18 protein-coding genes and 1 tRNA gene are annotated in these 22,158 nt (G+C 53.4%); 11 read left to right on the plus strand and 8 right to left on the minus strand.

What is annotated here, in order from left to right; translation table 11 throughout:
- Positions 1-11: 11 nt before the first annotated feature.
- A complete protein-coding gene (gene lpxC / locus QWY30_RS09685; RefSeq protein ID WP_290240521.1) occupies positions 12-935 on the plus strand; it encodes a UDP-3-O-acyl-N-acetylglucosamine deacetylase in 924 nt (307 codons plus the stop codon).
- On the opposite strand, the gene QWY30_RS09690 is transcribed toward lpxC, so the two are convergent.
- A complete protein-coding gene (locus QWY30_RS09690; RefSeq protein ID WP_290240522.1) occupies positions 874-1,413 on the minus strand; it encodes a DUF721 domain-containing protein in 540 nt (179 codons plus the stop codon). The genes lpxC and QWY30_RS09690 overlap by 62 nt on opposite strands.
- A gap of 17 nt (positions 1,414-1,430) precedes the next feature.
- On the opposite strand from QWY30_RS09690, the gene QWY30_RS09695 reads away from it, so the two are divergent.
- The 3 genes from QWY30_RS09695 (at position 1,431) to ydiK (ending at position 6,376) form a co-directional block, all read left to right on the plus strand.
- Positions 1,431-2,420, plus strand: a complete 990-nt coding sequence (locus tag QWY30_RS09695; protein ID WP_290240524.1) for a M23 family metallopeptidase — start codon at positions 1,431-1,433, stop codon at positions 2,418-2,420.
- 89 nt (positions 2,421-2,509) lie between these two features.
- The gene (gene secA / locus QWY30_RS09700; RefSeq protein WP_290240525.1) at positions 2,510-5,269 is read left to right on the plus strand and encodes a preprotein translocase subunit SecA; all 2,760 of its coding nucleotides are present in this window, start codon (positions 2,510-2,512) and stop codon (positions 5,267-5,269) included.
- Positions 5,270-5,305: 36 nt separating this feature from the next.
- Positions 5,306-6,376, plus strand: a complete 1,071-nt coding sequence (ydiK, locus tag QWY30_RS09705; protein ID WP_290240527.1) for an AI-2E family transporter YdiK — start codon at positions 5,306-5,308, stop codon at positions 6,374-6,376.
- Here the strand turns inward: ydiK and QWY30_RS09710 are convergent.
- Positions 6,364-6,825, minus strand: a complete 462-nt coding sequence (locus QWY30_RS09710; protein ID WP_290240731.1) for an Lrp/AsnC family transcriptional regulator — start codon at positions 6,823-6,825, stop codon at positions 6,364-6,366. The genes ydiK and QWY30_RS09710 overlap by 13 nt on opposite strands.
- A 134-nt stretch (positions 6,826-6,959) precedes the next feature.
- On the opposite strand from QWY30_RS09710, the gene QWY30_RS09715 reads away from it, so the two are divergent.
- Positions 6,960-7,577 (plus strand): cysteine dioxygenase, encoded by a 618-nt coding sequence (locus tag QWY30_RS09715; protein ID WP_290240529.1) that lies wholly within the window; start codon positions 6,960-6,962, stop codon positions 7,575-7,577.
- Here QWY30_RS09715 and mgtE read toward each other — a convergent pair.
- The 3 genes from mgtE to QWY30_RS09730 all read right to left on the minus strand — a co-directional run bounded on the left by mgtE (position 7,569) and on the right by QWY30_RS09730 (position 11,370).
- On the minus strand, positions 7,569-9,035 hold the full coding sequence (gene mgtE / locus QWY30_RS09720; protein ID WP_290240530.1) for a magnesium transporter: 1,467 nt from the start codon (positions 9,033-9,035) through the stop codon (positions 7,569-7,571). The two genes, QWY30_RS09715 and mgtE, sit on opposite strands and share 9 nt — an antisense overlap.
- 19 nt (positions 9,036-9,054) lie before the next feature.
- A complete protein-coding gene (locus QWY30_RS09725; protein ID WP_290240531.1) occupies positions 9,055-10,098 on the minus strand; it encodes a YeiH family protein in 1,044 nt (347 codons plus the stop codon).
- 75 nt (positions 10,099-10,173) lie between these two features.
- The gene (locus QWY30_RS09730) at positions 10,174-11,370 is read right to left on the minus strand and encodes a M20 aminoacylase family protein (protein ID WP_290240532.1); all 1,197 of its coding nucleotides are present in this window, start codon (positions 11,368-11,370) and stop codon (positions 10,174-10,176) included.
- A gap of 86 nt (positions 11,371-11,456) precedes the next feature.
- Between QWY30_RS09730 and QWY30_RS09735 the strand changes: the two genes are divergently transcribed.
- From QWY30_RS09735 to QWY30_RS09755, 5 genes are all read left to right on the plus strand, one after another.
- The gene (locus QWY30_RS09735; protein ID WP_290240533.1) at positions 11,457-13,127 is read left to right on the plus strand and encodes an AMP-binding protein; all 1,671 of its coding nucleotides are present in this window, start codon (positions 11,457-11,459) and stop codon (positions 13,125-13,127) included.
- Positions 13,124-14,830, plus strand: coding sequence for an FAD-dependent 5-carboxymethylaminomethyl-2-thiouridine(34) oxidoreductase MnmC1 (mnmC1, locus tag QWY30_RS09740; RefSeq protein WP_290240534.1), 1,707 nt, complete (start codon positions 13,124-13,126; stop codon positions 14,828-14,830). The genes QWY30_RS09735 and mnmC1 overlap by 4 nt, the downstream gene beginning before the upstream one ends.
- Before the next feature lie 48 nt (positions 14,831-14,878).
- Complete coding sequence (locus tag QWY30_RS09745) at positions 14,879-17,047, plus strand: glycoside hydrolase family 31 protein (RefSeq protein WP_290240535.1); 2,169 nt, start codon at positions 14,879-14,881, stop codon at positions 17,045-17,047.
- Between the two features lie 125 nt (positions 17,048-17,172).
- The gene (locus tag QWY30_RS09750) at positions 17,173-18,474 is read left to right on the plus strand and encodes an amidase (protein WP_290240536.1); all 1,302 of its coding nucleotides are present in this window, start codon (positions 17,173-17,175) and stop codon (positions 18,472-18,474) included.
- A 45-nt stretch (positions 18,475-18,519) separates the two neighbouring features.
- Positions 18,520-18,596 (plus strand) — tRNA-Lys (locus QWY30_RS09755).
- Positions 18,597-18,647: 51 nt separating this feature from the next.
- Here the strand turns inward: QWY30_RS09755 and QWY30_RS09760 are convergent.
- A complete protein-coding gene (locus QWY30_RS09760) occupies positions 18,648-18,959 on the minus strand; it encodes an addiction module antidote protein (protein ID WP_290240537.1) in 312 nt (103 codons plus the stop codon).
- A complete protein-coding gene (locus QWY30_RS09765; protein ID WP_290240538.1) occupies positions 18,960-19,106 on the minus strand; it encodes a type II toxin-antitoxin system RelE/ParE family toxin in 147 nt (48 codons plus the stop codon).
- Positions 19,107-19,487: 381 nt separating this feature from the next.
- Between QWY30_RS09765 and QWY30_RS09770 the strand changes: the two genes are divergently transcribed.
- Entirely contained in the window at positions 19,488-20,984 is a 1,497-nt protein-coding gene (locus QWY30_RS09770) for an acetate and sugar kinases/Hsc70/actin family protein (RefSeq protein WP_290240539.1), read from the plus strand.
- A 12-nt stretch (positions 20,985-20,996) separates the two neighbouring features.
- Here the strand turns inward: QWY30_RS09770 and QWY30_RS09775 are convergent, their stop codons facing one another.
- Positions 20,997-22,157, minus strand: a complete 1,161-nt coding sequence (locus QWY30_RS09775; protein ID WP_290240540.1) for a nucleoside hydrolase — start codon at positions 22,155-22,157, stop codon at positions 20,997-20,999.
- Position 22,158 lies beyond the last annotated feature (1 nt).

A 22,158-nucleotide genomic window follows, 5' to 3' on the forward strand; every position in this document is an offset into this window, starting at 1 on the left:
AGCTTCGATTTATGTTTCGCCAACGCACGCTTAAAAATCTCGTTAAGACGACTGGTGTCGGTCTGCACTCTGGCCGTCGGGTCGAGCTGACGCTGCGTCCAGCTGCGCCGGATACGGGGATTGTCTTTCACCGGGTAGATTTGCCCGAGGTGGTTGATATTCCCGCTCAGGCGGCTATGGTGCGTGATACGCGCATGGCTTCCGTGCTCGGAGAGGGCGCTGGCAGGGTATCCACGGTCGAGCACTTGATGTCTGCACTGGCAGGGCTGGGAATCGATAATCTCCATGTCGATTTGACCGCCGAAGAAGTCCCTATTATGGATGGCAGCGCTGCGACTTTTATTTATCTCCTGCGCTCCGCAGGTATCGAAGAGCAAAACGCACCGAAGAAATTTTTGCGCGTCCTCAAGACTGTTGAGGTGAGCGAGGGAGAGGGGCCTCAGGCCAAATGGGCCAGGCTTGAGCCATATGACGGCTTTGCTCTCGCTTTTTCGATCGATTTTCGTCATCCCGCCATCAATTCAACCTCGAATTTTGCGGAAATCGATTTTTCGACGCAGTCTTATGTAAAAGAGATCGCACGCGCACGCACGTTTGGTTTCGTCAACGAAGTTGAAGCATTACGCTCGATGGGTTTGGCGCGTGGCGGAAGCCTTGATAACGCGATTGTGATGGACGAGTACCGCGTGCTGAATTCGGATGGATTGCGTTACGACGACGAGTTCGTCAAACACAAGATATTGGATGCTGTGGGCGACTTGTATTTGATTGGCAAGCCTTTGGTCGCGCGTTATGTCGCCTGCAAGTCAGGTCATGCGCTCAATAACCAGCTTGCTTTGAGTTTGCTCGCGCAAAAAGATGCCTGGGAAATCGTTACTTATTCTTCTCAGGCGGATGCTCCGGCTGCGTTTCAACAGGAATGGAAGCTGGCTTAGTGCCCTGATGGTGTCTTAATAGCTTGGCGACCGCGTTTGCGAGGGGGCCAGGTCTGAGCGCTGAACGTAACTCCTCGAACGCTTTCAAGTCCGTTTGATCAAGTGTGCGGGCTTCTCTTGGTGGTTTAACGACCTCGGGTAACCCGAGGCCTCCTTGAACTTTTAACTTAATCTCGGCAATGTTCCAGCCCGCCGTCTGCATATGCAGAGTCACCCTGGGGGCTAATTGACGGAACTTTGCAGCAAACGCAGCACTCGAAACCATCAGTGTCAGCACTTGGTTCTCGAGTTTGATGATCTCGAACGCGCCGCGCATGTTGGCCGGCAGAGCGCCGACCACCGCACTGCGCATTTTGAGATGCATTTGTGCAGTCGCCAGTACGCTGGCAGATTGCGAGTCGTGACCCAGCCACCCGATCAAATGGGTGCTGCCAGATTGCCCGGAGGTGCGCGATCGGCGAGTTGGGGGAGCGACCATGTGTAAAGGATTGTCAGATGAAGTTGATTATTATGCCTTCACGGCAGGGGCAGTATGCGCCCATCACGATTAGTGTAAGCCGACTGATCCTGATAGTAGGCCTTTTATTGGTGGGAGCACTGGTGCTGGGGGCGGCCTTGCAGCGATTGGTATGGACTGCCCGTCCCGAGGTTCAGCCTCCTCTTCAAGTCTCGTCCGTTCCCCCGTCTTCTGCCATTCCTGACGCCCAGGCGATGCGTCAGCTCGCCACCAAAGTGGGTGAACTACAGGCGACTGTCGCGCGACTCGATGGTCTGGGTCAGCGTGTTGCCAAAGTCGCGGGACTTCCAGATCAGGACATTACGATCGTTCCGGAGTCACCTGAGGCGACAGTTGTGCTGGACGATCTCTGGGTGCCTGCCTCTGAAACGAGGGCGCCCCCATTTTCACAACTTGAGGGCGAAATAAACTGGTTGCAAAAAAGCCTGTCCAGGCAGGGAGACTATTTGTCGATGCTGGATTTGGCCGTGACGCAGCAGGCGGCGAGCGTTGCCCGTTTGCCCACAGCAATGCCCATTGAGTCCTACCCTTACCTGAGTTCCTCTTATGGTTGGCGCCGTAACCCCTTTAATGGACAGATGAGCATGCACGAGGGGCTCGATTTCAGTGCTCCCCACGGTACGCCCATTCGCTCTGCTGCGGGAGGCGTTGTCCGCACGGTGACTGTGCACCGGGGCTATGGAAATATGGTTGAAATCGATCACGGGGAAGGGCTGATGACCCGTTATGCCCACGCCAAGGTCGTTCTGGTCAAAGAAGGCGAAGTGGTGACGCGCGGGCAACTGATCGCACGTGTGGGTTCGACAGGCTTGTCGACAGGACCGCATTTGCATTTTGAAGTGCGCAAAGACGATAGGCCTCTGGATCCGAGGGCTTTTCTTGCAGGGCAGCCGATGAACGCCCCTGTTGCAACAGCACGCCCGGTAACAGGGTCATCCTCGATTACATGGCAGCCACGCGTGCGTTAAACTCGAAGGCTTATTAGGCATACATTGCCCTAACACTTTCTTAGTCAGCCTCGCGTCGCAAGGTGCGGGTCCGAACAGGTCCTATTCGCATGTTTTCTTTGCTTAAAAAAATCTTCGGTAGTCGTAACGATCGTATCCTCAAGCAACTAAAGCGTCAGGTCGAGCAAATCAATGCGCTTGAACCACAGATGCAGGCGTTGTCAGATGATGAGTTACGGGCAAAAACGGACAGTTTCCGGGAGCGCATCAAGTCAGGTACCTCCCTAGATGCTCTGATCCCCGAGGCCTTTGCTGTGGTGCGCGAAGCAAGTGTGCGTGTGTTTGGCATGCGGCATTTTGATGTGCAAATGATTGGTGGCATGGTGTTGCACAGCGGAAAAATCGCCGAGATGCGCACCGGAGAGGGTAAAACCTTGATGGCGACGTTGCCGGTGTATCTGAATGCGCTGACTCAGCGCGGCGTGCATGTTGTCACGGTCAACGACTATCTGGCAAGACGCGATGCGGGCTGGATGGGGCGTCTCTACAACTTCCTCGGCTTGTCCGTAGGGGTTGTCGTGCCTCAGCAGAGCAACGAAGAAAAAATCGCCGCTTATCGCGCAGACATCACGTACGGCACGAACAACGAATTTGGCTTTGATTATTTGCGCGACAACATGGAGCACCGCGTCGAAGACCGCCGTCAGCGTGGCTTGGTGTTCGCGATTGTTGACGAGGTGGATTCGATCCTGATCGATGAGGCGCGTACGCCTTTGATTATTTCAGGACAGGCTGAAGATCACACCGAGATGTATGTGCGTGTGAATGTGGTGCCTGCGATGCTGCAGCGGATGGCGACAGAGCCCAAGCCACAAGAGCCGGAGCCCGAAGGGCATTTCTGGGTGGATGAGAAAAATCATCAGGTGTATCTCTCGGAGTCCGGGCATGAGCGTGCCGAGGAAATCTTGACAGAGCTAGGCTTGCTGCCGACTGGTCAGTCTTTGTATGAGGCCCGCAATATCACGCTGATGCATCACCTGATGGCGGCCTTGCGCGCACACAACCTGTTCCATCGCGACCAGCATTATGTCGTGCAGGATGGCGAGGTGGTGATCGTGGACGAATTCACAGGTCGTCTGATGGCGGGCCGCCGGTGGTCAGATGGCCTGCATCAAGCTGTCGAAGCCAAAGAAGGCGTGCAGATTCAAAACGAGAATCAGACGATGGCGTCGATCACGTTCCAGAATTATTTCCGCATGTACGAGAAGCTTGGTGGCATGACGGGTACGGCCGACACCGAAGCATACGAGTTTCAGGAAATTTACGGATTGGAAACCGTGATTGTGCCGACCAATCGTCCGATGGTGCGTGCCGATCAAAACGATCAGATTTTCAAAACAGCAGCTGAAAAGTTCAACGCGATTTTGGCTGACATCCGTGACTGCCAGGAGCGCGGACAGCCGGTACTCGTCGGCACGACTAGCATTGAAAATTCTGAACTTCTCTCAGGTTTGCTGACCAAGGCTGGCTTGCGTCACGAGGTGCTCAATGCGAAGCAGCATGCGCGTGAAGCTGAAATTGTTGCTCAGGCGGGTAAGCCCGGCAACATTACGATTGCGACCAACATGGCTGGCCGCGGCACGGATATTGTGCTGGGTGGCAGTATCGAAAAACTGATTGAAAATGTCCGTGAAAACGCAGCGCTGAGCGATGCGGAAAAGACGGCGCAGATCGAGACGATTCGTGCACAGTGGTTGCCCTTGAACGAGCAAGTCAAAGCAGCGGGTGGTTTGCGCATCATTGGTACGGAGCGTCACGAATCTCGACGAATCGATAACCAGTTGCGCGGTCGTGCCGGACGCCAAGGTGATCCTGGTTCGTCACGTTTTTATTTGTCGCTCGAAGATCCTCTCATGCGGATTTTCGCGGGCGATCGCGTGCGGGCGATTATGGATCGCCTGAAGTTGCCAGAGGGTGAGCCGATCGAAGCGGGCATGGTGTCGCGCTCGATTGAAACCGCTCAGCGCAAGGTTGAGGGCCGCAACTTCGATGTGCGCAAGCAATTGCTCGAATATGACGATGTGGCGAATGACCAGCGCAAAGTCCTGTACGCGCAACGCAACGAAGTGCTTGAGGCGCAATCGATCTCCGAGACAATTGATAACTTACGCAACGGCACCTTCACCGATCTGGTGGCCCGTTATGTGCCGGCAGGTTCTGTCGAGGAGCAGTGGGATATTGACGCGCTGCAAATGGCGCTTGAGGCGGACTGGCAAATCGTTTTGCCACTCAAGGATATGATTCGCGAATCCAAGAGTATCACCGAGGAAGATATTCTTGAAAAAGTCCTAGAGGCCGCTCAAGCTTCGTATCAACAGAAAGTTTCGGCGGTTGGAGCGGAGTCGTGGGCGGGCTTTGAGCGTTCAATCATGTTGCAGGTGATGGACACTCAATGGCGCGAGCATCTGTCCGCGCTGGATCATTTGCGTCAGGGTATTCATTTGCGTGGCTATGCGCAAAAGAACCCCAAGCAAGAATATAAACGCGAAGCGTTCGAATTATTCTCCGGTATGTTGGACCGTGTGCGTGACGATGTCATGAAAGTCCTGATGACTGTGCGCATCCAGACCCAAGAGGAAGTTGAACAAGCTGAGCGCGAGGCGGAGCGTGCAGCCCAGATGCAGAATATTCAGTACCGGCATACTGATTACGCAGAGGCGCCCTCTGAGGAGAGTCAGACCTCGAGCAGAGCTGTCGCTGAAGAGCATCCAGGCACTTTGCGTAATACGGCACCCAAGATCGGTCGCAATGACCCTTGCCCGTGCGGCAGTGGGAAAAAATACAAGCACTGCCATGGTCAGTTGACTTGAGCTAATGACAATCTATTATCGCCAGGGTTGGATTCAATGCAACATGACTTAACACGCAACATTCTGGCGGCCATTCTGGTAGTGGGTCTGATTGCGCTCTGTTTTTGGGTGCTTCGACCTTTCTTGGCCGCGACGGTGTGGGCGACGATGATTGTGGTGGCGACCTGGCCTTGGCTTAAGGCTCTGGAGCGCCTGTTTGGCAATCGGCGCAGTCCCGCTGTTCTCGTCATGACGATTGGTATGTTGTTATTGTTGGTGATGCCGCTCTGGTGGGCGATTAGTACGATCGCTGAACACTCTCATGACTTGATGGAGTTTGGACAGGGGTTGTCCAACAAAGGTCTGCCTGCGCCACCGGAATGGGTTGTTCACATTCCACTCGTCGGTGAAAAGATTTCAGAGTTTTGGCAGAAATTGAGTTCAGGCGGGTTTAATAGTTTTGTCGAATACCTGAGCCCCTATGCGAGTTCGGCTGGCAAGTGGCTGTTAGGACAGTTTGGTGGTTTGGGTGGCATGTTGTTGCAGTTTTTCCTGGTTGTCTTGATTGCGGCCATTTTCTATAGCTCGGGCGAGGATGCTGCGCAGATGGTGCGTCGTCTCGGACGTCGTTTGGCAGGTGATCGTGGAGTGAGTTCGATCGTGCTGGCAGGTCAAGCCATTCGCGCGGTTGCGCTGGGTGTTGGTGTGACCGCCATTTTGCAGACAGGACTGGGAGGACTGGGCCTGGTGATTGCGGGTGTGCCCTTCGCCGCGGTCTTGTCCGCACTGATGTTGATGCTGTGCATCGCGCAGGCTGGACCAAGTCTCGTACTGTTTCCCGCAGTTGCCTGGATGTACTGGCAAGGCGATCATGGTTGGGCGATATTTTTGCTCGTCTGGAGCATTGTCGTGGTCTCCATGGATAACTTTGTCCGCCCCATGTTGATTCGTCGAGGTGCTGACTTACCCTTGCTATTGATCTTTGTTGGTGTGATCGGCGGTTTGCTCAGCTTTGGTTTGATCGGTATTTTTGTCGGACCAGTCGCGCTTGCAGTGACGTATACACTCGCGCAAGCCTGGGTATCAGAGCTTCCAGAAGATCAAGCTGAAAAAGATCAGCTCGCATAGTCCAGCGGCAGTGCCGTGGTGCATTTGATGGTTTCCATCGCAAAGGCAGAGCTGACATCCAGCAGTTCAACGGAGCGTATCAGCCGTTTGTACACACTGTCATAGCGATCGATATCCGGCACGACGATCTTGAGTAAATAATCCGCATCCCCGCTCAAACGGTAGATTTCCACGATCTCGGGGATGCTGGTCGCACCATCCACAAACCGTTTCATCCATTTTTCATTGTGCTGACTGGTTCTGATAGTGACGAAGGTCGTCAGTCCAATGTTCAGTTTACGCGCGTCGCAAAGCGCAACCTGCTTTTTGATAATGCCTTCTTCTTGGAGCTTTTGAAGTCGCCTCCAGCACGGGGTCGGTGTCAGATTCACAGCGCTTGCCAGCTCAGCGAGGGAAATGCTTGCGTCTTCTTGCATCAGACGCAGAATTTCTCGGTCTTTCTTATCTATTTGCATGATTAATCTAAATTTTCAATAATTTTTAGAAACTATTACTAATTTGTAATAGTTTGTGAGATAAATAGCAAATATTTTCTCAGTCTGAGATCCTATGATGAGAGATCTTTTTATCTAGGCCAGAACTCATGCTGATTTCGTCCTCGCTTCAGACCGCGCCAGTGTCCAGAACCTTTGTTCAGGCAGAGTCCACTGAATCATTGCTGGACTTGCATGTGGCGGGGCTATCCACAGCGATTCAGACGGCTTGCCTCGGTGAGGCGGATCTCGTTCCCTATCGTGTGCGCCAGGCTTTAAATCATGCCTTAAATCCCGTTGTGACCGAACGACTCGTGTCCAAAGTTCTGTCCATGCCCTGCTCCGCACAAACTTATACACGTCATGTGTTGCATTCTGATCCGTCGGGTATGTTTACGGTTGTTGCGCTGCGCTGGGAAGAGGGTCAGGCGAGTCCAGTGCATGCACATTACACCTGGTGCGCGTATCGGGTACTACAGGGTGCTTTGGTCGAAGGCCACTTTGAGTGGGACCGGTCAGTTGAGCAGGCTTACTTGTTCAATCGAGTCGATCGGCTCGCAGGTCAGAGCGTATGCGGTCATGGTGGGATGGACTTTATCCATCGCCTGGGCAACGAGCAAAAGCCAACGGCGGTATCCATCCACGTGTATGGCATCGATGCCGCGCGCATCAGCACGCATGTGAACCGCAAGCTGGCGGTCAAACTGGAAGTCAACGCGTCAAAGTAAAAACAGCGTTGCCAGACCCAGGAAAATAAAGAAACCCAAAGAGTCCGTTGCGAAAGTCAGCAGCACGGAAGACCCCATCGCAGGGTCTTTGCCGAAGCGGGTACGCACGATGGGGACGAGTACGCCAATCATGGCGCCGATCAGCATATTGCAGATCATGGCGGCCATCATCACCAGAGCAATCGCAATCGATCCTGAAATCGCCCAGGCGAATACCGCGGCAATCGCGCTCCCGACTAAACCGACCATGAAGGTCACGAGCAATTCGCGCTGAAACAGTTGCCAGACGTTTTTATCCGTGATGCGACCCACTGCCAGTGCGCGAATAATCAGCGTCATGGTTTGATTGCCGGAGTTGCCACCGATACCTGCAACAATCGACATCAGGAACGCGAGGACGACGATGGTACTCACGGTATCTTCGAAGCGCGAGGCGACGAATGAAGCGGTCGCCGCAGTACAAAGGTTCAGCAGCAGCCAGGGGGCGCGGTTTTGTAATGCGCGGGTAACAGGTGCGAAGATGTCTTCGTCCTGCATACCGGCACGGGACAGGGCTTGCTCGTCGGAGTCTTCGCGGATCACGTCCACGACTTCGGCGATGGTGACGCGACCGATCAAACGACCGAGCTCATCGACAACCGGCGCGGACACCAAATCATAACGTTCGAATGCGCCAGCCGCATCGGCATCGGAGTCGAGAGGGTTGAGCGACAGGTAGTCTGTACTCATGACCTCACTCACCTGGGACTCAGGCTCGTTGACAAGCAGGGAGGAAAGGCTCAGCGTCCCTAAAAGCTTGTCTTGACGGTTGACGACGAAGATTTGGTCCGTGTGGTCGGGTAACTCTGGCAAGCGTCTGAGATAGCGCAGCACGACCTCGAGGGAAACGTCTTCGCGCACGCGAACCATCTCAAAGTCCATGATGCCGCCGACGCTGTCGTCGGGGTAACCCATGGCCTCGATGAGGCGGGCGCGCTCTTCAACAGTCAGGCCTTTTTGAACCTCGGCCACAACATCGGGCGGCAGATCCGGAGCCAGATCTGCGAGCTCGTCCGCATCCATGCTCTCGGTCGCGGCCACCAGATCCTGACGGTCCATGGCCTCGATGAGCGACTCTCGCACCCAGTCATCGACTTCAAGCAGCACGTCCGCATCGTGTTCAGCGCTGACCAGACGCCAGATCATCTGGCGTTCTACGTTTGGAACGGAACCCAGGATAAAAGCGATATCGGCTGGATGCAGGTCATTGACCAGAGCGGTCAACTCGGCTTCGTGCTGTCTCTGAATGAGGCTTTCAACTAATTCCGCACGCTGGTCGTCGCCTTCTTGGCGATGGGCGAGGTTTTCAACGAGTTCGTGTCGATGTAATAAGTCCTGAACCTTGGCGAGCGCAAGCTGGGCATCCTCGGGATCAAGGCGCCTAACAGTTGCTGCGGACTCGACAGGTGTTTGCGTCATGTGAATGCGCCATGATGGTTCAGGTGACGAGCTTCACTAACGCGTAGCCGCCGAATGCAAGCAGTATAAACAGGATCACGCCCAATGCCACCACACGGGGACCCGCTTGTCGGATTTGAGCAAAGCGGGTTTCGATACCAAGCGCCGTCATTGCCATCGTCAAGACGAAAATATCGAGCGTGCGCAAGGCTTGCAACACGGCTGGAGGAATAATGTTTGCTGAGTTGATCAGTGCGAGAACTAAAAAGCCAATCGCAAACCAGGGGATGGGGAGCTTGGGTCGTGGCGCACCGGCTTTAGCCTGTGCGATCGCCGCGCGTTGAAGCCAGATGCCCAGAATAATTAGCACTGGGACGAGTAAGGCGACACGCGTCATCTTGACGATTGTGGCGACCTCTGTTGTAGCCGCATCGATATTGCTGGCGGACGCGACGACTTGAGCGACCTCGTGAACTGAACCACCTAGAAAAATACCAAAAGCGCGTGGATCCAGATCAAACCAGCCCGCCTGGTAGAGAATTGGATAGAGGAACATCGAAATCGTGCCAAACAGCACGACAGTCGCTACAGCAACAGCGGCTTTATGAGGGGCGGATTTAAGTGTCGATTCGAAGGCGAGGACAGCGGCGGCACCACAGACGGCGCTGCCCGCAGAGGTCAGCATCGCGGTGTCTCGATCAAGCTTGAGCAGTTTGGTGCCGACCAGTGTGCCGATGATCAGCACACCCAGGACGATCCCGACCGAGACAACGAGCCCGGGCAATCCGACCTCGATGATTTGTTGAATGCTGACGTTCAGGCCATAAAAGGCGACAGCGACGCGTAGCATGCGTTTGGCCGTGAAGTGAACGCCTACGCCCCATTCAGCAGGCATTGTGCCTCTCAGAAAGTTGCCGTAAAGCATGCCACAGACGATACCGACGACAAGGGGACTAAAACCGAGGGCTTTGACAAAAGCAATGCCGGCGAGTTGGGTCACGGCTGCGGCAAGCAGGCCAACAAAAAGAACGCCGTTAATCCTGTCGCGCCAAAGGGAAACCACGGTAGTTGCGGGGTGAGACATACCTATCCGGCCAGCTGATTGAAAGTGACCGTGATACTAACCCGATACATCTACCCTTACCAAGTGATCGTTTGATTACTTTCGGGCGAACCAGTTTTCGGCGAGTTTGACCCAGTAGGTCGCACCCAAAGGCAAGAGCTCGTCGTTAAAGTCATAGGAGCCGTTATGCAGCATGCAGGGTCCCAGACCATGGCCTGCGTCTCGATGCTCACCCAGTCCATTGCCAATCCAGACATAGCACCCTGGGATTTCCTGCAACATAAAGGCGAAATCTTCGGCACCCATTGTGGGGGTGACGTGATCATCGACTTGCTCGGCACCCACGATCTCGCGCAGTACTTCGGCGCAAAACGCCGATTCTTCGGGATGATTGATCGTTGGAGGATATTTGCGCACAAACGAAAAGTCCGCTTCGGCGCCCATCGCGGCTGCAGAGTGTTGGACTACCTCACGCATGCGCTGTTCGATCATGTCCAGCGTTTCGATTGAAAACGTCCTGACAGTGCCGCGCATTTCCGCTTCAGTCGGAATCACGTTGTCCGCACTTCCTGTGTGGATCTGGGTAATGCTCAGCACGGCCGCTTCGAGAGGATGTCGATTACGCGTCACGATGCTTTGCAGCGCTTGGGCGATATGAACGGCCGTCATGACGGGATCGATGCCCAAATGTGGCATCCCACCGTGCGCGCCTTTACCCCGAACTTTGATGAGAAATTGGTTGCTTGAGGCCATGATCGGGCCGGCTGTCAGACCAAATTGGCCAACAGGCAGTCCAGGCCAATTGTGCATGCCGAATACGGCTTGCATGGGAAACTTTTCGAACAGGCCGTCCTCGATCATCTTTTGCGCGCCCGCACCGCCTTCTTCGGCAGGTTGAAAGATGACATAGACAGTCCCGTCGAAATTTTTATGTTGAGCCAGGTAGCGGGCAGCGCTCAGAAGCATCGCCGTGTGGCCGTCATGACCGCAACCATGCATTTTCCCGGGATGCCGGCTGGCGTGGGCGAAAGTGTTGAGCTCTTGCATGGGCAAGGCATCAAGATCCGCGCGCAGGCCGATCGCCCCAACGCCCGGGGATCGTCCCGCAATGATCCCGACGACGCCTGTACCACCTAGTCCGCGATGCACAGGGATGCCCCATTTTTGGAGCGCTTCGGCCACGACATCCGCGGTACGGTTTTCCTCGTAACAAAGCTCGGGATGGGCGTGAAGATCTCGGCGAATTGCTTGAATTTCGGACTGCCAGTTGAGAAAGGGCTCTAGAAGTTTCATGCAAATCACTTTAAAAAAGTATGTCTAACGGTATTATCAATCTAAACAGTTGGCACTCATGAATAACCCTCACCAGCAACCCGACTATGCAATATCCCTGGCTTAGGCAATATCCTCAAGGCGTACCGGCTGAAGTGCCGGCGCATGACTATATTTCGCTGGTTGACCTGCTGAATCGGGCGTGCAAAAAATATGCCAGTCGACCCGTTGCCAGTTCCTTTGGGGTTGAGCTAAGTTTTAATGAGCTTGACCGCCAGGCGCAGGCCTTTGCGGGGTGGTTGCATACCCTTGCGTTACCAAAAGGCTCCCGCATTGCCTTGATGATGCCTAACGTTTTGCCATATCTGGTCGCGTTAGTGGGAATTTTACGTGCCGGGCATGTCATCGTGAACATCAATCCGCTCTGTACGCCCCGGGAGCTGACGGTACAACTCAATGATAGTGGTGCATGCACCATTGTGGTGCTTGAAAGTGTCGCTGGCACCCTTGAGTTGGTGACGGATTGTCCTCACTTGCAGCATCGCGTCGTGGTGCCTCCAGGTGAGATGCTAGGTCCTATCAAGGGAACCTTGATCAATTGGGGTGCAAAGTATTTGCGCAAGCTTGGACCCCAAAAACCACTGCCAGGGGCTTGCTCTTGGGCCTCGGTCATCAAGCTGGGAAGTCAGCAACATTGGGTTGAACCTGAGCTGGATCTCGATGATCTGGCGGTTCTGCAGTACACCGGTGGCACGACAGGTCAGCCCAAAGGGGCAATGTTGACGCATGGCAATCTTGTGGCCAATGTGCTTCAGGTGGAAGCGGTTGCGCGCCCGGCATTACATGACCTGCTTGCAGGTTCGTTGACAATGCTGACCGCACTCCCGCTTTACCATGTGTTTGCGATGACGGTTTGCGGGTTTTATGCCATGCACGCTGGGATGAAAAGCGTATTGGTGATCAATCCAAGGGATCGCGCCTCCTTGATTCAGGCGTGGCGAGAAGATCCACCCCATGTGTTTCCAGGTATCAATACGCTTTTCAATGCGCTGGCTCACGATGAGCGATTTGCGAAACTCGATTTCTCAGCTTTGCGTCTGGCTTTTGGTGGTGGGATGGCGATTCAGCGCGCAGTCGCCGAGCGCTGGTTCAAGATCACGGGACGTCCTTTGATCGAAGGTTATGGGTTATCTGAGACCTCGCCCGTGGTCGCAGCCAATCCCACCAATGCGACAAAGTTTTCAGGAAGTATTGGTTTGCCTTTGCCCTCCACCGAAGTCTGTATCCTCGATGAGCAGGGTCACCGCCTGGCAATCGGTCAGGAGGGAGAAATTGCCGTACGCGGACCACAGGTGATGCGGGGTTATTGGCAGGCGCCAGTCGAGACCGCGATGGTGATGACCGATGAAGGTTTTTTACGCACTGGCGATATTGGACGAATGGATGAGCAGGGCTTTGTTTACATTGTCGATCGCAAGAAAGACATGATTCTTGTGTCTGGCTTTAACGTGTATCCAAATGAGATTGAAAGTGTGGTGTGTGAATTGCCCGGGGTGCTTGAGTGCGCCGCGGTGGGGGTGCCTGATCCACAATCAGGCGAAGTCGTGAAGTTGTTTGTCGTGCCGCGCGATCCTCTGTTGGATGAGGCCACGATCCAAGCTTGGTGTCAGCAGCAGTTGAGCCGTTATAAGTGCCCTAAAAATATTGAATTCAGGGACGAGTTACCTAAAAGCACGGTTGGCAAGATTTTGCGCCGAGCGCTTAGGGATGCTGCATGAGTGTGTATGAACGTCTTGGGTTACCGCATTCCTGGCGCTTCTTAACTCACTACACCGTGTTGCAAAGTGACTTTGAAGAAGGGGCTCCTTTTATCGGGTTGTGGGAGCGCTGGAAGCGTGATCCGGCACGTCCACAGCGTTTGCATGTGGTGGCGCTCACCCGGACTCTTATCGACGCACAGGCTTTGCGGACCAGGTTACGCGCGCAAATTTTGCCAGAGCAGCATGCGCTGGTTGAGCAGTTAGTTGCTCAGTGGCCCCTCAATCTGCCAGGGACGCATCGTCTGGATTTTGAAGGTATGGCGGTGACGTTGACGCTTGTGGTCGGTCCGGTTGAGTTGACGCTGCCACGTCTGGCTGTATGGGTAGATGCTGTTTTATTCAGCGATCTTGTCCCGCATTTGTATGGTGTGCACGACCGTGTCTGGCATGACGCCTTAGTGCGAATCGCGCGTGATCCCGCACAAGTCTTGCTTGCCCTGCCTGATGGCCAGACTATACGTGGGTGTCATGATCAGGATCCCGCCAAGTTTGTGCGCAGCCCGACTGACAGGATGGTGCAGCAGTTCCAAGTGGATCCAAGATTAAGACATGCCTTGGTTGTAGGCGCAGGGATCGCAGGGGCGGGGATTGCCCATGCGCTTGCTCTGCGTGGTTGGCGCGTGCAGGTACTGGATGTGCGGCAACGGCGCACTCAACAGCATGGTGGGCATCTCGCTGCCGCTCTGACTCCGATGGTGACACGTGACGATGATGTCCGGGCACGCTTGTCCCGCGCCGGCAGCTTGCGCGCGCAAGCTCGATGGTCTCATGTGGGGCAGGATGTGTTGTGGCGCTGTGGTGCCTTGCAGCTCCAGCGCGTGAGTGGACGAATTGTGGATTTGGCGGCGCTGGCAGATGGACTTGGCTTTCCCTCTGAGTGGGTGCGCTACGTCGAACCCGCGGAAGCAAGCGAGATTGCCGGCATATCTCTCAATCGGGGTGGGCTTTATTTTCCGACGGCTGCGCGCATCAGGCCCGAAACGCTCATTGACGTGCTGCTGGAGACGCCGAATATAGAGCGTCTGGATGTTCATGTGGAGCGCTTCACTCGACGCAATGGCCAATGGGAGGTGATGGATGCGAACGGGGAAGTGGTGGCTGCGGCGCCCCAATTGATTTTGGCTTGCGCTATGGGTGCTCAGGGTCTCTTACGGCGTAGCCAGCTCCTGGAGTCGGGGGAGCGGCTCGCGGGGATGCATGCGCTAGGTGGTGAAATCACGCTGCTTCCCCAGGAGGCTCTTGTTGGTGGGCCTCGTTGCATTGTGTCGGGTGACGGGTATGTTTTACCTGCTGTGCAAGGGCATTGCATCGTCGGAAGCAGCTATGTTCATGGCGCTCAGGTGATTGAACCGAGCCTAGAGGGCGCTTTGGACAATATTGCTCGCGCCTCCAGCTTGTTGGGCCAACCCAAGCTGCCGGCGACATTGAACGATACCCTAGCTGCCAACACGGCCGGTTGGGCGGGTTGGCGCGCGGTGCTGCCGGGACGTCTGCCTGCCGTGGGTCCGTGGGTGCAGGCAGAGGGCCTGTGGGTCGCGGCGGGTTTTGCTTCGAGAGGCTTGACTTGGTCGAGTCTGGCAGGTGATCTGATCGCGGCGGCCTTGAGCGGCGAGCCCTTACCTTTGGAACGGGATATAATGGACAAAATTAGTCAAACCTAGACAGAATCCAAAATAGCGCCCTTAGTCGCTTTTTCATACGCGCTGAACATGCACCTAGAATCGCTAAAACTTGTCGACACGTTTCCTTCGAAGGTCGTATTCGACGCGGGTGCGGGGATGAAACTGGTCATCGAGCCTCATGCCCCGGGTGTATTCCGAATCCGTTGCGGGCTTGCCGAATCCGTTGCTGCTGATATTTTGCCAGGCAACCGTGCGCGAGCGCACGCAGACGTCCTTCTTGCGCGTCCCGAAGCAATTGGCGAAGCTGTTTTAGAGCCTTTGTCTGGCTCAGTCAAAGGCTGGCGCCTGGTTCAGGGCGATACAGCACTCGACATTTCGCTCAACCCTTTCAAGCTCGAAGTTCAGCGTCTAGGTAAAAAAGCACTGTCACTTTGCGACAACGGTATCGCCCTTCATGAAGCGTTGTGGACAGTCGGGTTTGAGCTTGCACGCGAGGAAAAGATTTTTGGTTTGGGCGAGACCTCCGGAGATCTCGACCGTCGACGCGAGACCATTATTTCCGATGCGCCCGATCATCGCGCACTGCCTCTTGCCTGGGGGCCTTCTGGCTGGGGTGTTTACGTCAACACGCTTTCGCGAGTCGAGCATGATTTGGGGGCGGAGTCCGCTTCCCAGTACCTGATCGCGATCGAAGACAAAACACTGGACTTGTTTTTGTTTGCCGCCGAACCAGGCGAAATATTAAATCAGTACACTCAACTTACGGGTCGCGCGGGGCAGCCGTCTCTTTGGTCAATGGGTGTCTGGGTCGAACAGCACGACACGCACAGCGCTGCACAGACTGCCGAACTGATCGCCGAATTCCGCAAACAGAACATCGCAGTCGATGGCGTGTTGTTGTTGCCACCCTCTGCCTGGACATATCAGGACTCCAAACTCTTACCTGAGTGGGATGCCGAGCGCTTTCCCAGTCCAAAACAAGCGATTGATTCTTTTGTTAAACACGCCACCCATCTTGGGATGCATACTCTCCCAGCGGTCGCGATTGATACAACCACATTTGGTGAGCTTGAGGATCGCGGCTGGTTGCTTTGCAACGAGAGTGGTGAGGCCCATGTGTTTCCCGGTGTAGCTGCGACGGCAGGAAAGCCTTTCGCCTTGCTTGATTTGACTCATCGCGATGTGCTGAATACTTGGTCCGAGCGTCATCGTCATCTGGCCGAAGAGGGTGTTGGGGCGACCGCCTGTGATGTCCAATTCGATATCCCCGACAATGTCGTGGCACGAGGTGGTGAGAGCGGCGCAGTTTTGCGTTCTTTGTATCCCGCGTTGGCACGACGCGCTCTGTTCGAAGCTGTAGCAGGTCACAAGGTGCCACCCGAGGGTGTTGTCTTTAGTTCAGATTTATTTCCCGGTGCTCAACGCCTGCTGTGGCAAAGCGCTCCGCGTGTGCCCAACACTTGGGCAGGTCTGCAGGAAACCTTGCGTTCAGCACTCTCGATTGGTGCGAGCGGTTTGCCCGTGCAAATGCATGCGCTCGGCAACGCATTGGCGCCTGTGGAGTCCATGACACCGGAGTTGTATTTGCGCTGGTTGGGGATGGCTGTTTTTTCTGGAAACTTTGCGTTTCAGGCACACCCACAGCTGGTTCCCACCGCATTTGATGAAGAAACGCGCGCGCACGTCCAAACATGGCTGCAGTGGCGTTACCGCTTGATTCCTTACGTACTGGGTGCAATTGAGGATGCCGCACGCACAGGCTTGCCCGTGCAGCGTTCGATGGCCCTGTCATTCCCGGCTGATCGCGAAGCGCATCGCTGGGACACGCAGTATCTGCTTGGACCCGCCTTGCTGGTCGCGCCTGCGATGCAACCCGGCCAAGACATTCAGGTTTATTTGCCCGAAGGAGAAGCCTGGTGGGACCTCAATACGGGTTGGCGCTATGAGGGTGGTGCCGTGTTGACTGTGACCTGCGGACTGGGCACTTTGCCCGTTTTTGGTCGCGAAGGTCACATGCTCTGTCTCGGCCCGACAGCGAACCATACGGGCGAGTTCAACTCAGCCCGTATTCTGGACGAAGTCTGGATGTTCGGGATGCCGGTGCACAACCCAGTGGTCATGCGTAACAAAATACGCGTGATGCAGATGCAAGGTTCGAGCTATATCAAAGGGCTCGAGGGCTTGAGGATTTCTCCCTCTGAGGGTCTCGAGGTCAAGCGACGTGGCGCGGAAGTTCGTATCTCTAGAGCCAGGTAGTTGTCGTCGACCTTTATCGTCTTCACCCTCCACTTAATCTGTAAGTAACCTGCACGTAACCTCTTGCCATCAGCGCAATCTTCGTGTCTGATGGGTTTCAATATTTTTATTTGGAGCCCAACGACATGTCGACCATCCCCAACGCAGATCCCAAGGCACTTTACGCTCAAACTGTGACGGAAACGTCAGCACGCATCGCGCGTGGAGAAGTGACGCACGAGCAAGTTCTTGAGTCGCAGCTTGGCCGAATCGCGGCGCGCGAGCCCTCGGTTCATGCTTTTAAATGGCATGATGCGGATAACGTTCGGGCTCAGTTGGCTGCCGTTTCGGCCCGACCAGGAAAACTCCCACTCGCTGGCATCGCGATTGGTATCAAAGACATCATCGACACAGCGGACATGCCCACCGAGTACGGTTCTGCAGCATTCGTGGGGAATCGTCCCGGCAAAGATGCCGCAATCGTGACGCAGCTTAAGGCTGCGGGTGCCTTGATGATGGGCAAGACGGTGACGACGGAGTTTGCGAGCCAGTTTGCAGGTCCAACAGTCAATCCACATAATTTTGCGCATACGCCCGGCGGCTCGTCGAGCGGCTCGGCTGCGGCTGTGGCCGATGGGATGGTGGCATTGGCGTTGGGCACACAGACAGCTGGCTCCACCATTCGTCCGGCAGCTTATTGTGGCATCGTAGGCTTCAAGGCGACTCGTGGAAAAATCTCGCTCGAGGGGGTCAATCCTCTGGCATCCACACTCGATACGATGGGTTGGTTTGGTCGTTCGGTCGAGGACGTGAAGTTGCTAGCTTCGGTATTGCTAGGTCCCTCATCGGTTGGTGAAAAATCTGGAACGATCCGAATTGGCTGGTTCCCAGGTCCTGAAGCGCAACAGGCTGATGCGGATGCTCGCGAAGCGCTTGAGCGGGCCAAGCAGTCACTGAGCAAGCATGGTGTCGAGTTCGTGAATGTTGAGTTACCTCCCAAAGACTTCATCGCTCTGGGCGAGTCCAATCGCATGATCATGAGCTATGAAATGAGCCGTTTCTATGAAAAGCTCTACAGAAACAAAGCGCCGCTGGGGGATTTGACGGTTGCCATGATCGAGTTTGGTCTGCAGATCACGGCTGAACAGTTCAAAGCTGAGCGCGAGCATGCAGAACGCTGCCGACAGATGTTCGCACAGGCCACCAAAGGCCTCGATGCAGTGTTGACGCTGGCCTCTCCTGGTGAGGCGCCGCTTACCGAGAATGGAACTGGGTCGCCGATGTTCAATCGCACCTGGACAACGATTGGTGTGCCTTGCCTGGGATTGCCTTTTGGAAAAGGTGATCAGGGCTTGCCGCTTGCCGTTCAGTTCGTAGCGGCTGAGGGGCAGGATCATCAATTATTGGCTTTGGGAAGCAAAATTGAAGCTTTACTGGCCCAAGCCTAGCTCGTTTGACAGGCGATTCTGAAAAAGTCATAATGTCGGGCTTGGGGGTCGGTAGCTCAGTTGGTTAGAGCAGCGGACTTTTAATCCGTTGGTCGCGAGTTCGAGTCTCGCCCGACCCACCAAACTTTAATTAAGCCTCGCTTCTGCGGGGCTTTTTTATTTTGTAAAGTCTCTTAGGCGCGGATAGTAATTCTCATACCCAAGGCACCAAGAACCTTAGATACAGTGTCAAAACGGGGTTTTGTATTAGGCTTTAGTGCCTTATATAAGGCTTCTCTTGTGATGCCGGTTGATTTAGAAATCTCGGCCATACCTTTTGCTCTGGCAATATGTCCTAAAGCAGCCGCTAATTCAGCATCGTCACCATCAGCAATGACTTGATTTAAATACTCAGTCATCGCACGCTTACTTTTCAGGTGGCGAGTCATATCAAATTCAGCTAAATCACTGACTTTTATTTTTTTTTCTGTACTAACAGCTTTCATTTAATCCTCCAATAACTTGGCTAATTTTTTTGCTGCTTTAATATCGCTGGCCTGACTGGATTTATCTCCACCGCCCAACATCACAATAATCGTTTTACCCCTAACTACGTAATAGATACGCCAGCGTGGCCCAAACACTTTATTCATGAATTATTGTATTCGATCGATTACAAAATATCAATGAATCATATGTGCGATATCTAAACAGTTCAGATCCAAAGCGTATATACATCCCACCGCCGAACGTCCTGCACCAGTTGAGACTCTTACTGAGGTCGCACACTTGGACGTATGAGATCAAAAACTTACAAATAACGACATTAAAAGACATAAAGAAATCATTGGATTTGGCGACGATTAATATCGAGTCAATTTCGGCATTGCTGATTGTCTTATTCCCAATAGCGAGATCCAATGATGAATACATTTTTCAGCACTTTCCGCAAACAATTATTGTTAGCTGCTAGCTGCGTCCTTGCGATCAGTCTCGTGGCATGTGTGAGCGGAGTGGACTCAACGCGTTAGAGTTTGCCTGTCTATGAAGCGATTTTTGATGCCGGTAGTAGTGGAACGAGACTCGTTGTCTATAAAGTGATTCCTGCTCCTGGCGGATATCCCAAGATCACAGCACTGGGTGCCCAGGAATACGATGACAACGGCATCAATGATTTTTTGAACGGTCAGGGCACGATTACATTAATTAAAAACGGCAAGAGTGTGCTTCCCGACGGTGCGCGACCCGTCAATTGCACAGGCGGTAAAAAAGAGATCACGAAAACGAGTGCCGGTCTGGATGTTGTCATCAAAGATCTTGGGCAAACCGATGTCAGCCCATGCGTGCTTGAGCCGCTGCTGCTTTCTCTTGACCCGAGACTTTCAGCCAATCATTTAAAAAGATCCAATGTCAATATTCAGCTGTTCGCGACAGCCGGAATGAGAACAGAAGACAGCCATAACGGTGGGGCTTGGACGGCTGAACAAATCAAGCGCTATTACGATTTGATGAAAACATATGTTGCCAATCTTGGATTCAAGACGGGGGAATTCAAAACGATCAATGGCAATAGCGAGGAAGGGGTTTGGACCTGGGTCAACTTCAATGATTACTACTTTAATTCCTTTGGCGGCAATCCTACAGTCAGCAAAAATGTCCAAGCCCCAGTGGGAGATTTTGAAGTGGGTGGCTCATCCATGCAAGTGGCTTTTCCCACCGACAGCAGCCCAAGCGATGCGGATAATGTCTACGCAGTTTCGATTAATGGACATTCCTTTAATGTATTCAGTAAAACATTTTTGGGTCTTGGTGGTGACGATGCTCGAAAATTTGTCAAAGCGATCAGTTATCCAAATAATGATGGCGCGAAAAGCTGCTACGCAAAAACTGCAACACCTTTCAATACGGCGGAGGAGAGTGACATACAACTATATCCCTCCAACCAAGTGTCAGGTATTTCGTCTTTTACGTATCCTTTTAATGGAAATCTTGGCAACGCTATCACCCCATGGGCACGGGTTCCAAATGTTTCCACAAAAGGGGTGAATGGATCCTTGTTGCTGAGGGGCGCACCTGAATTTAATTTCAATGAGTGTTCCAGCGGCTTTACCACGGTCATCGATCAGGTGACATCTTTGGATAGAAATAAGTACGGAACGTTTCAAGATGGTGATCGCGTCACCATGAATTCATTCAAAGAAAAATTACGTTCAAGCCGTGCGCCGTTTATTGGGATTGATAATTTCTTTCGAACGGCTAACTATCTGGGTTACAAACCCTCTGAAGGATTTAGTCCTGGTCGCTTTATGAGTAAGCTTGAAGAGTATTGTGCTGGCAAAGTCGTAGATGACAGATATATGCAAAATGTCTGCCCAAATGGAGTGTTCATGTATACGTATCTGTTTGGACCCGCCGGATTGTTTACAGGCAATACAGCTCAATTTGCAGGCGTCATGGATCCGAAGAACGCGGCAGGTGAAGGTGTGCTCACCTGGACACGAGGATACTTGCTTATGAAATATTCGAATTAACGAATTGGACGATTAATTTGGCTGAACGATATATTTAACCGATTTATTCGTCTCTTGTGTCCAAAGCTTGCGCAGTCTTTGTATGGTTTGCGCGTGTGAGTTGTTCAATAGCGTTGGCTCGTAATGCTTTCCCCCCAGGGATGGATTCTCGGGGGGATAGAAAAGTGAAAAGAGCTCTGGATACAGTAAAAATAATGCCGCTGATTGATCCCAAAAAAGCATTTCTCCGCCCGGACCTTTTTTGACGACTTCTGGCACCCAGGTGGACTGAGATAAACAGACCGTATCTTTTACATTAGGCATATTTGCTCCGGCAGGCCAGTTGCAGGGCGTATTGTTGAGAAGTGCCTGCTTTAATCTGCCAGGTAATCCATCAGAGATCAAACCCGCAGACTCCCCACCACCTGCCACCATCTCATAGCTAGGGCTGTAACAGTCCGGGTGCAACGGATTGTGATGACACAAATCCTCAAAACGAGGAATGTCTACGAAATATGCCTGTAAACCTTCGAGTTTGGTCATGGCTGTTTGGCATGCGGCAAAATCGTAATTGCAGTTGAAGGATTCTCTGCCTGGTGTAGCTGACTCATCGCCGATAGGTTGCCCCATGATGACGACTCGATCGACTTTATCTCTGATCAAGTCGATGTAATGGATAAAGGAAGTGTATGTGCCGATCACTAAGATTGAAACTTTTTTGCATTCTGTAACGGAATCAACGACTTTTTGTACGTAGTTCAGGTCAGTTGACTTCGGAGCGGGCAGGTTAGGTAGTAGCCCGTTCGATACATTCATCATGGCCCTGAAAAAAGGAATCCAGTTCCACTTGGGATCCAGATCGCGACCATGGATGCCTTGCTTGCCACCGACAATGATGGGAATTTTTCTTTGGTCGACTTGATCGGGAAGCCGATTGACGAGCTGTTCAATCGCCGCTGCACCCTGTTCCGGGAATGTGTATCCCTCAGACTGGATAATCGCCACAACGTATTTGTTACCAATAACAAGCGGGATGGCCATCATGTCATCAATGTCGTAATCGTTATCGATTAATACGCACGAGGATGGCTGGGCGCTTGCGTTGTTGGCCCCTAGGATGGCAAGTGTCAGAGTGATCAATACTATTGATAAAACTTTAACAGGCCAAATGAGCAGATTGAGTTTTATGTACATG

The sequence above is a fragment of the Zwartia panacis genome (genome assembly GCF_030410395.1).
In the GTDB taxonomy this organism is placed as follows: domain Bacteria; phylum Pseudomonadota; class Gammaproteobacteria; order Burkholderiales; family Burkholderiaceae_B; genus Zwartia; species Zwartia panacis.

Excerpts from the sequence above, each read along its gene's own strand:
- lpxC (WP_290240521.1), top strand. The coding sequence starts at position 12 with ATGTTTCGCCAACGCACGCTTAAAAATCTCGTTAAGACGACTGGTGTC.
- QWY30_RS09690 (WP_290240522.1), bottom strand. The coding sequence starts at position 1,413 with ATGGTCGCTCCCCCAACTCGCCGATCGCGCACCTCCGGGCAATCTGGC.
- QWY30_RS09695 (WP_290240524.1), top strand. The coding sequence starts at position 1,431 with ATGAAGTTGATTATTATGCCTTCACGGCAGGGGCAGTATGCGCCCATC.
- secA (WP_290240525.1), top strand. The coding sequence starts at position 2,510 with ATGTTTTCTTTGCTTAAAAAAATCTTCGGTAGTCGTAACGATCGTATC.
- ydiK (WP_290240527.1), top strand. The coding sequence starts at position 5,306 with ATGCAACATGACTTAACACGCAACATTCTGGCGGCCATTCTGGTAGTG.
- QWY30_RS09715 (WP_290240529.1), top strand. The coding sequence starts at position 6,960 with ATGCTGATTTCGTCCTCGCTTCAGACCGCGCCAGTGTCCAGAACCTTT.
- mgtE (WP_290240530.1), bottom strand. The coding sequence starts at position 9,035 with ATGACGCAAACACCTGTCGAGTCCGCAGCAACTGTTAGGCGCCTTGAT.
- QWY30_RS09725 (WP_290240531.1), bottom strand. The coding sequence starts at position 10,098 with ATGTCTCACCCCGCAACTACCGTGGTTTCCCTTTGGCGCGACAGGATT.
- QWY30_RS09730 (WP_290240532.1), bottom strand. The coding sequence starts at position 11,370 with ATGAAACTTCTAGAGCCCTTTCTCAACTGGCAGTCCGAAATTCAAGCA.
- QWY30_RS09735 (WP_290240533.1), top strand. The coding sequence starts at position 11,457 with ATGCAATATCCCTGGCTTAGGCAATATCCTCAAGGCGTACCGGCTGAA.
- mnmC1 (WP_290240534.1), top strand. The coding sequence starts at position 13,124 with ATGAGTGTGTATGAACGTCTTGGGTTACCGCATTCCTGGCGCTTCTTA.
- QWY30_RS09745 (WP_290240535.1), top strand. The coding sequence starts at position 14,879 with ATGCACCTAGAATCGCTAAAACTTGTCGACACGTTTCCTTCGAAGGTC.
- QWY30_RS09750 (WP_290240536.1), top strand. The coding sequence starts at position 17,173 with ATGTCGACCATCCCCAACGCAGATCCCAAGGCACTTTACGCTCAAACT.
- QWY30_RS09760 (WP_290240537.1), bottom strand. The coding sequence starts at position 18,959 with ATGAAAGCTGTTAGTACAGAAAAAAAAATAAAAGTCAGTGATTTAGCT.
- QWY30_RS09765 (WP_290240538.1), bottom strand. The coding sequence starts at position 19,106 with ATGAATAAAGTGTTTGGGCCACGCTGGCGTATCTATTACGTAGTTAGG.
- QWY30_RS09775 (WP_290240540.1), bottom strand. The coding sequence starts at position 22,157 with ATGTACATAAAACTCAATCTGCTCATTTGGCCTGTTAAAGTTTTATCA.